The 8,625-nt window shown below is 62.1% G+C and carries 8 protein-coding genes and 1 pseudogene; 2 read left to right on the forward strand and 7 right to left on the reverse strand.

The window, feature by feature from the left end; genetic code table 11:
- A pseudogene (locus EN749_RS24100) lies at positions 1 to 318 on the forward strand (Patatin); the annotation flags it as partial.
- An 88-nt stretch (positions 319 to 406) separates the two neighbouring features.
- On the opposite strand, the gene EN749_RS24105 reads toward EN749_RS24100, so the two are convergent.
- Positions 407 to 1,864 (reverse strand): MFS transporter, encoded by a 1,458-nt coding sequence (locus tag EN749_RS24105; RefSeq protein ID WP_128289484.1) that lies wholly within the window; start codon positions 1,862 to 1,864, stop codon positions 407 to 409.
- A 158-nt stretch (positions 1,865 to 2,022) separates the two neighbouring features.
- Between EN749_RS24105 and EN749_RS24110 the strand changes: the two genes are divergently transcribed.
- The gene (locus tag EN749_RS24110) at positions 2,023 to 2,994 is read left to right on the forward strand and encodes a helix-turn-helix domain-containing protein (RefSeq protein WP_164873856.1); all 972 of its coding nucleotides are present in this window, start codon (positions 2,023 to 2,025) and stop codon (positions 2,992 to 2,994) included.
- 53 nt (positions 2,995 to 3,047) lie between these two features.
- Here the strand turns inward: EN749_RS24110 and recJ are convergent, their stop codons facing one another.
- From recJ to EN749_RS24140, 6 genes are all read right to left on the reverse strand, one after another.
- The gene (gene recJ / locus EN749_RS24115) at positions 3,048 to 4,832 is read right to left on the reverse strand and encodes a single-stranded-DNA-specific exonuclease RecJ (protein WP_127397568.1); all 1,785 of its coding nucleotides are present in this window, start codon (positions 4,830 to 4,832) and stop codon (positions 3,048 to 3,050) included.
- A gap of 180 nt (positions 4,833 to 5,012) precedes the next feature.
- Positions 5,013 to 5,246 (reverse strand): DUF6434 domain-containing protein, encoded by a 234-nt coding sequence (locus EN749_RS24120; RefSeq protein WP_127810572.1) that lies wholly within the window; start codon positions 5,244 to 5,246, stop codon positions 5,013 to 5,015.
- A 73-nt stretch (positions 5,247 to 5,319) separates the two neighbouring features.
- Positions 5,320 to 6,303: a class II fructose-bisphosphatase gene (gene glpX, locus EN749_RS24125; RefSeq protein ID WP_127810573.1), complete on the reverse strand. Its 984-nt coding sequence runs from the start codon at positions 6,301 to 6,303 to the stop codon at positions 5,320 to 5,322.
- A gap of 204 nt (positions 6,304 to 6,507) precedes the next feature.
- Entirely contained in the window at positions 6,508 to 6,675 is a 168-nt protein-coding gene (locus EN749_RS24130) for a Thivi_2564 family membrane protein (protein ID WP_013531988.1), read from the reverse strand.
- A 71-nt stretch (positions 6,676 to 6,746) separates the two neighbouring features.
- Positions 6,747 to 7,103: a hypothetical protein gene (locus EN749_RS24135; RefSeq protein ID WP_127379827.1), complete on the reverse strand. Its 357-nt coding sequence runs from the start codon at positions 7,101 to 7,103 to the stop codon at positions 6,747 to 6,749.
- Positions 7,104 to 7,235: 132 nt separating this feature from the next.
- Complete coding sequence (locus EN749_RS24140) at positions 7,236 to 8,549, reverse strand: homoserine dehydrogenase (protein WP_127398513.1); 1,314 nt, start codon at positions 8,547 to 8,549, stop codon at positions 7,236 to 7,238.
- Positions 8,550 to 8,625 lie beyond the last annotated feature (76 nt).

The following is an 8,625-nucleotide window of genomic DNA, read 5'->3' on the forward strand; positions in this document are numbered from 1 at the left end:
GCCGTCATCAAGCACAGCGCCGGCGAGCTGGTCGTTGAAAAGGACGCGCCGCGGCCTGGTCAGATCGACGCCGAGCGCCAGTCGCATCAGACGCGGCTCGGCATCACCGGCGTCATGGTCGAGGCCTTCAACATCATTCAGGACCGGATTTCGCGCGCCAGGCTTGCCGGCGACCCGCCCGATATGTCGCTGCAGCCGAAGCTCAGCCATATCGGCCTGACCGAATTCCACCGCGCCGACGAGGCGATCAACCTCGGCTATCAGGCGACGATGGCGCAGATCGGCGAACTGACCCGGCTGCAGACCGTTCTCGCCTGACGCATATCTTCCCAACGCATGGAATCAAAACACTTGAAGCACGTCGATTGAATTCAACGCGACGCGCTTCAAGGTGACTGAGCAAGGATCAGTGCGCAGCTTCGGCAGAGGTGGCGGCATCCTGGGCTATGCCCGGAGCCTGCTTGAGCATCAGAGCCAGAACCGCACCAAGGAAAACCGCGGCGGCGGCGAACAATCCTGCCATACGCAATCCGTCGACGACATCCGATGTGGTAGCGGCCACTCCACCCAAACCGACATTGGCCACGACAAGAGCGGCGGCAAGACCCAAGGCTGCGCCGATCTGTAGGGATGTCGACCCTAGCGCCGAGGCGACTCCTTGTTCGTTGGCGGCCACTCCGGAAGCGGCAGCTACGAACAGCGTCGTAAAGGCGATGCCGCCACCGAAACCATAGATGAGGATCCCGGGCAGCACGGCCCAGTACGACCCGCCTGGTGACAGAGCAAGAGCGATCGCCACCAGCCCGATCCCATAGATGAGCATGCCGGCAACCATCGTGGCGCGAGTCCCCCACTTGGTGAGCAGCAGTGCCGCGCCCTTGCCGCCGCCGACCATCGCCAGCACGCCGAGCGGAACGAATGCCAGACCGGCGGCGAGCGCGTTGTAGCCAAGCAGGTTCTGAAAGTAGGTCGTGAGAATATAGTAGCCCGAACTCAGCGCCATGTGATGAAAGAAACTCACCGCCATGGCCGTGACAAGGCTTCGATTGGCAAACAGCCGCAGTGGCGCGAGCGGATCGCGCACGCGTCTCTCGATGAGAATGAAGGCACAAAGCAGCAGCACACCGATTGCAAGCGATCCGGTGCTGCGAACCGTATTCCAGCCCACCTCAGGTCCACTGGCCAAGCCGAACACCAGCAATGTCGCGGCTGCCGTGACAACCAGCGCACCCGGCAGATCAAAACTCCGCCTCTGGCCACTATTTACCGGATCGGGCGCCAGGAGAACTGGCGCGGCGACAAGAGCGGCGCCCAGAGCCAGTGGAACGGTGAAGAAGAAGACCGCTTGCCAACCCCAGCCATTGGTCAGGACGCCTCCGATGATGGCACCGGCTGCCAGGCCGCCACTACCCGTGGCACCCCAGACTGCCAGCGCCCGATTGCGTTCTGCACCTTCCGCGAAGCTGGTATTGATCAGCGCCAGAGTTGCAGGAAACAGAAGCGCCCCGCCCAGGCCCTGAACGGCCCGAGCGACCACCAGCGTAAGAGCATCGGGCGCAAAGCCTCCTGCAAAGGACGAGACGCCATAGAGCACGAGCGCCAGGATGAACATGCGCCGCGGGCCAAGCCGGTCAGCCGCTCGACCGCCGAGCAGCAGAAAGCCGCCAAACGCCACGGCGTAAGCGCTCACCACCCATTGCAGCGACTGTGGCGTAAAGCCGACCTCCCGGCCAATATCCGGCAGTGCGACATAGACGATGTTGTAGTCGATCGCGATTATGAACTGCGCGAACGCCAGCAGCGCGAGCCTGAGCCCGGACCAGCGTGGCACTCCCGCATCGGTTTGATTCAGTGATTTCCGCATTTGCATCTTTCCCGACTATGGATTCCGCAGCCCGCTCTTCGTCAGCGAGACCCGCATGCGGCTACCCTGGAGGCGCAGCGCTTGTTTCGGAATTGGCATTTTTGACAAAGATTGTGCTAAACTTGCCACTCGACGAAACCGATACCGGGAGCCGCCCCATGGCTGGCAAGTGCATCCACGTGGTCATCTGGCTGCCGTCCGATTTCTATTCGGCGGTTGTCTCGACGCTGGTGGAGATGTTTCAGCTCGTGAATGACGTCAGCGGCTCACAGGTTCTCTCCTGCGAGTTCGTTTCCAGGGCGCCGCCTGCAATTTCGACGGCCGGAATTTCTTTCCCTGCGAAGACGCAACCGTCTCGAAAAATGGATGTGTTGATCCTCATCGCGATGCCAGGTGTCGATATTCCCGAACTTCTGCGCTCGCTTGACCAGGAGAGTGAGTACTCAAAACCGCTGATCGCACTCGCACGACAACAGGATGCAATCATCGCGGCACATTGCGGTGCATGTTATCTGCTCGCCGATACAGGGCTGCTGGACGGCAAGCGTGCGACGATATCCTGGTGGCTAAAGTCCCACGTAAGCAGCCGATTTCCGCAAGTTCAATGGGACTCGTCGCACATGCTTGTTCGCGACGATCGCCTATACACTTGCGGCGGCGGATTTTCGGGACTGGAACTCGCCAAAGCTCTGCTGGTCGATCTCGGCTTCTCGAAAGAGGAGCGGATCGTTCGAAAGCTCTTGGTTCTTCCGCCTTCGCGCAAATTTCAAAGCCCCTACGAATTCCCTCTCGAAGAATTGCCGAAGGAGACCAATCCGCTGGAGACCAAACTGCGTGGACTCGCGGAAAACAAGATACGGGAAATCGATTTGGGCTTTCTCGCGGCGGGACTTGGCATGTCTGCGCGAACGCTGTCTCGCAGATTTGTTAGTGAACTCAAGACCACGCCGGGAAAATGGATCCAGGAAAGACGGCTTGAACTCGCAAGGTCGCTGCTTGAGGGAACCAAGCTAAGCGTCTCGGAAATCTGCTATCGGGTGGGCTATCAGGACGTGGCTTCGTTCAGTCGCACTTTCTCCAAGACGACCGGAATGGCGCCGGGCGAGTTTCGGAAGCAGATACGATCATAGATCGCCCGAGGCGAACATTGCCGCGCAAGCTACGGTTCGGTCACACAAGAACCTCACGCACGAGCCGCATCGCTGATGCGAAACTGCACGGTGCGGTTGCCGTTCCAGTAGTTGCCTGACAACGAACCGGCGACGTGGATCGTCTTGCCCCGGTTCTTGAACAGGAATTCGCCAAGTGCGGTTTCGACAGCGCGAAAGGCGATCGCCTGGATACGGCCGCCGCTTTCCGATTGCAGTTCGACGCGGATGTGGTTGGTGCCGACCGGCCGCGCATCGGCCAATCGGTGGCGCGGCAACGCGAAAACAGGGGCCACATGCCCGGCACCGAAGGGTCCGGCCTGTTCCAGCGCGTCGAGCAGGCTGAGCGTCGCGCCTTCAGCGGCAAGTGCGCCGTCTATGGCCAGGCTTTCCTCGCCCTGCAGGCGAAACACGTCGGCTGCCGCCCGTTCTTCAAAAAACGCCCTGAGTTCGCCAAGCCTTGCCCGCTCCACGGTGATGCCCGCCGCCATGCCATGGCCGCCGCCCTTGACGATCAGACCGGCAACGGCCGCCTCGCGCACCAGCCGGCCGAGGTCGAAACCCGAGACCGAGCGGCCCGAACCGGTGCCGATGCCCACAGCATTGAACGCGATGGCGAAGGCGGGCCGCCGGGCATGATCCTTCAATCGCGAAGCGAGCAGGCCGACAATACCCGGATGCCAGCTGTTGGAGGCGGTGACGACGATAGCCGGGCCATTGCCGCCGGCGAGCTCTGCATCGGCCTCGACGCGCGCCGCCGCGAGCATCTCCTGCTCCATCAACTGCCGTTCCTGGTTGAGCCGGTCGAGCGTCTCGGCAATGGTGCGCGCCTCGACCGGATCGTCGGTCGCAAGCAGCCGGCTACCAAGTGCGGCATCGCCGATGCGTCCGCCGGCATTGATGCGCGGGCCGATCAGATAGGCCAGATGGAAAGTGCTGATCGGCTCGCCGATGCGCGACACGCGTGCCAGTGCCGCCAACCCTTCATTCTTCTGCTGGCGCGCCATCTGCAGCCCCTTGACCACGAAGGCGCGGTTGACGCCGGTCAGCGGCACCACGTCACAGACTGTGGCCAATGCCACGATATCAAGCAGCGAAAGCAGGTCCGGCGGCGTAGCATCGGCCATGCGGCCGCGCAGGATCCTGGCCGTCTGCACAAGGGCGAGGAAGACCACGCCGGCGGCACAGAGATGGCCCTGCCCGGAAAGGTCGTCGTCGCGATTGGGATTGACGACGGCAATTGCAGCCGGCAAGGCACCGCCGACCTGGTGGTGGTCGAGCACCAAGACATCGGCCCCAGCCTCGTTGGCGGCATCGATGGAAACTGCGCTGTTGGTGCCGCAATCGACAGTGACGATCAGTGTCGCGCCACGCGAAACAAGTTCGCGCATGGCATCCGGGTTGGGCCCATAGCCCTCGAAAATACGATCCGGAATGTAGATTTCCGACGGCACCGAGAAATGCGTGAGGAACCGCTTCAGCAAGGCCGACGAGGCGGCGCCGTCGACATCATAGTCGCCGAAGATCGCCACCTTTTCCTTGGCCATCACCGCGGCGGCGATGCGGGCCGCCGCCCTGTCCATGTCGGTCAGCGATGCCGGATCCGGCAGAAGATCGCGGATCGTCGGGTCGAGAAACCGCTCGGTCTGTTCGGCGGTAACACCACGGCCGGCAAGCACCCGCGCGACGATGTCGGGCACGCCATGGCCTTGCGCGATGGCGAGCGCAATCATGTCCTGGCGTTCTGTCAGCCGATGTTCCCAGGAAACCCCTGATACTGACTGCCTGACATCGAGGAAGAGGCGTTTTTCGCCGGTCATACGCTTTGCCAACTCATCGTTGGCCGCACGATAATGCATGTCGCCCATAAGTGGGCAGCGGTTTTGGGGCGACGACCTGCATTGGCAACAATTTTAAGCGCGTCGCGTTCACGCGACGCTCTATAGGCCAAAGGCAGGCAAAGCCAAGCGATTCACGGGTGCGCGCGGTCCCGAAATAAGTCAAGAAAACTGCGCTTTCGGCTTTTCAGCCTGGCGCCGAAGCCATTCGTCGGCCGCATCGCCCATCGTCTTTTCCACACCGTCCTTGAGCCAAGCCATGAAAGGCCGGTCGAACCTGAATGCATCGCCGCATTCCCGGATGAGAAAGCGACGCACATTCTGGGTGTTGCGATAGGACTTTGTGATGGCGGTGGCACGCGAAATCGGATCCGCATGCCAGTCGAACGGTTTCATCGTCAAATCCTTGCAGCCAGCATCGGATGCGCCCGAATGGCTAGCAATTGCAAGGTGGCTTCGCAAGCGAGCGTCAGAACTTATCCAGACCCTGATGGCGGGCCTTGATCTCGCGCACCGTCCGCGACGACGAGCGCAGCACGATCGTGTGGGTGGTGATGTAATTGTGGCCGAACTTGACGCCAGCCAGCATGTTGCCGTCGGTGACACCGGTGGCCGCGAACAGCACATCGCCGCGCGCCATGTCCTCCGTCCGATAGACCCGTTTCGGATTGGAAATACCCATCTTTGCCGCGCGAGCAACCTTTTCCGGCGTGTCGAGGATCAGCCTGCCTTGCATCTGGCCGCCGGTGCAGCGCAGCGCGGCAGCGGCCAGCACGCCCTCTGGTGCGCCGCCAGTGCCGAGATAGATGTCGATGCCGGTTTCTTCCGGATCCGTGGTGTGGATGACGCCGGCGACATCGCCATCGCCGATCAGCCGGATCGCGGCACCCGTGGCGCGCACGGCATCGATCAGCCTGGCATGACGTGGCCGGTCGAGAATGCAGGTGGTGATATCCGATATGGCCACGCCCTTCGCCCTGGCGAGGCTGGCGATGTTCTCAGCCGCCGAGGCGTCGATGTCGATGACGCCGTCCGCATAGCCCGGGCCGATGGCGATCTTGTCCATGTAGACGTCGGGCGCAAACAGCAGGCTGCCCTTTTCGGCGATCGCGATGACCGCGAGTGCATTGGGCAGGTTCTTGGCGCAAATCGTCGTGCCTTCGAGCGGATCGAGCGCGATATCGACGGCCGGACCTTTGCCGGAGCCGACTTCCTCGCCGATGTAGAGCATCGGCGCCTCGTCGCGCTCGCCTTCGCCGATCACCACAGTGCCCTTGATGGCAAGCCGGTTGAGTTCCTGGCGCATGGCGTCGACTGCGACCTGGTCGGCCGCCTTTTCGTCGCCGCGCCCGCGCAGCCTGGCGGCCGCGACGGCGGCTCGTTCGGTGACGCGCACCAGTTCCATGGTGAGTATCCGGTCAAGGCCGGCGACGATGTTCTGGGCCACATTCATCTGGTGATTTCCTCGTTGGCAATGCGGCCTCCCGCCGGAGGCGGGCCTGTTTTGTCAAACCAGCATGACAACGGCAAGACCTACTGAGGATTTTATCGAATAACCAACAATACCAATCGGTTAAGCCGCATCCTGAAACGATACTGGCCCGATCGCCGTGCGCCGGGCCAGTCTCAAAACGGTAAAAATGGCGGCGTTCGCGGCCTAGAAAACCGCGAGGTATTTGAGCAGTGAAATGATGCCGATGATGATGACGATGACCTGAACTATCTGTCTCATCCGGCCATCGAGCGGCAGGCGTTGAACCAGATAGAGAACGAGGATGATGACGAGGAATGTGATCAGGATGCCGATCAATGCTGATGAAGCCATGGTGCCCTCCTTAAAAGTGATTTGCTGAAAACAAGAGAGTGGGCCGGAAGCCCGGCCCTATCGCGCTGCGGTCAATACCAGCGGCGGGAGGTATCGTTCGTCGATTGACCAATGGCGAAGCCGGCCAGAAAGCCGAGCAGGCCGATCACGCCGACCAAAGCTGTCGTCGTACCTGGATTTTCACGCGCGACCTCCGAAACAGCCTGAGCCTGGCTGCGCAGCTGTTGCGCCGTACGCGAAGCGCGGCTCGCGGCCGTGTCGTACAACTCGGACGCCTGTTCGCCGGCGTCGTCGAGCATCTCCGCGCCCCGCGCCGAAATGCTCTTGTTGATCTTGGTAATCTCCTTGCGCAAATCGGCAATCTGCTTTTCCAGCGTCTTCTGGATGTCGTCGATATTAGGGGTGTCGGACTTGTTGGTATCGGCCATGAAGCGGTTCCTCTGGTTGCTGACCAAGAGAACGGCGACGACACCAATTCGTTCCCGCGTGGCGGCTGTCCCCACCAGACCAGACCTCAATGCCTGCGGGATTCCTGTCCCGCAGGGCCTATCGGGCGAAAGCTACCCTGCCCGCTCGATGCGGATGACCTGCGGCTTGTCGGTCAGATGGCCATCCTTGGTGATGCCATCGACGGCCTTGCGCACAGCAGCCTCGGTCGTCTCGTGGGTGACGAGGATCACCGTCTTCTGTGCCGCCGCCTCGCCATTGACCGCGTGCTGGACGATCGATTCCAATGAAATGTCATTATCGGCCATGCGCTTGGCGATTGCCGCGAAAACGCCGATGCGGTCATGCACGGTCAACCGGATGAAATAGCCGCCGGCATGGCTGCGCATCTGCGCCTTCTTGTAGGGTTTCAGCTCCTTCGCCGGCCGTCCAAAGACCGGACCATGCTGGAAGCCTGGCCGGCTCTTGGCGATGTCGGCGATGTCGCCGATGACGGCCGAGGCGGTGGCGTTGCCGCCGGCACCGGGGCCTGACAGCAGCAGTTCGCCCAGAATGTCGGTCTCGATCGCCACCGCATTGGTGACGCCATGCACCTGCGCGATGACCGATGCCGTCGGCACCATCGTCGGATGCACGCGCTGCTCGATGCCGCTCTCGGTGCGCTGGGCGACACCCAGCAGCTTGATCCGGTAGCCAAGATCGGCGGCCGCGCGGATGTCGGCCTGGGTGATGTTGGAGATACCTTCCATATAGATGTCGTTGGCGGCGATCCTGGTGCCAAAGGCAAGGCTGGTCAGGATCGACAGCTTGTGCGCGGTGTCGTGGCCCTCGATGTCGAACGTCGGATCGGCTTCGGCATAGCCCAGCCGCTGCGCGTCCTGCAGGCAAGCATCGAACGAGATGCCCTCGGCCTCCATGCGCGTCAGGATGTAGTTGCAGGTGCCGTTGAGGATGCCGAATACGCGGGTGACCGAATTTCCGGCCATCGCCTCGCGCATGGTCTTGATGACGGGAATGCCGCCCGCCACCGCCGCCTCATAGTTGAGCAGAACACCCTTTTTCTCGGCGATCTCGGCCAGCGCCACGCCATGCTTGGCCAGCAGCGCCTTGTTGGCGGTGACGACGTGACGGCCGGCTTCGAGTGCCGCTTTCACCGACGAGCGCGCCGGGCCCTCGTCGCCGCCGATCAGTTCGACGAACACGTCGATTTCTGCGGTCTGCGCCATCTTGACCGGATCGTCGAACCACTTTGCCGAGCTCAGATCGACGCCGCGATCGCGCTTCTGGTCGCGCGCCGAGACGGCGGTGACGATCACGTCACGGCCGCACTGGCGGGTCAGTTCCACCGCTTTGTCGCGCAGCACGCGCGCCACCGACGCGCCAACGGTGCCGAGGCCGGCAATTCCAACACGCAATGCTTCAGCCATGTCCGGCGACGTCCCTCAAAGTCAGATCGAATTTGCGTGCGGCAAGCTTACCGGTGAGCGGAGAGCGGCACGACAT

Origin of the sequence: Mesorhizobium sp. M7A.F.Ca.ET.027.02.1.1 (assembly GCF_004022985.1) — a bacterium.
Taxonomy (GTDB): domain Bacteria; phylum Pseudomonadota; class Alphaproteobacteria; order Rhizobiales; family Rhizobiaceae; genus Mesorhizobium.

Bases quoted from the DNA above. Each gene is read 5' to 3' on its own strand.
- EN749_RS24105 (WP_128289484.1), bottom strand. From the start codon at position 1,864: ATGCGGAAATCACTGAATCAAACCGATGCGGGAGTGCCACGCTGGTCC.
- EN749_RS24110 (WP_164873856.1), top strand. From the start codon at position 2,023: ATGGCTGGCAAGTGCATCCACGTGGTCATCTGGCTGCCGTCCGATTTC.
- recJ (WP_127397568.1), bottom strand. From the start codon at position 4,832: ATGACCGGCGAAAAACGCCTCTTCCTCGATGTCAGGCAGTCAGTATCA.
- EN749_RS24120 (WP_127810572.1), bottom strand. From the start codon at position 5,246: ATGAAACCGTTCGACTGGCATGCGGATCCGATTTCGCGTGCCACCGCC.
- glpX (WP_127810573.1), bottom strand. From the start codon at position 6,303: ATGAATGTGGCCCAGAACATCGTCGCCGGCCTTGACCGGATACTCACC.
- EN749_RS24130 (WP_013531988.1), bottom strand. From the start codon at position 6,675: ATGGCTTCATCAGCATTGATCGGCATCCTGATCACATTCCTCGTCATC.
- EN749_RS24135 (WP_127379827.1), bottom strand. From the start codon at position 7,103: ATGGCCGATACCAACAAGTCCGACACCCCTAATATCGACGACATCCAG.
- EN749_RS24140 (WP_127398513.1), bottom strand. From the start codon at position 8,549: ATGGCTGAAGCATTGCGTGTTGGAATTGCCGGCCTCGGCACCGTTGGC.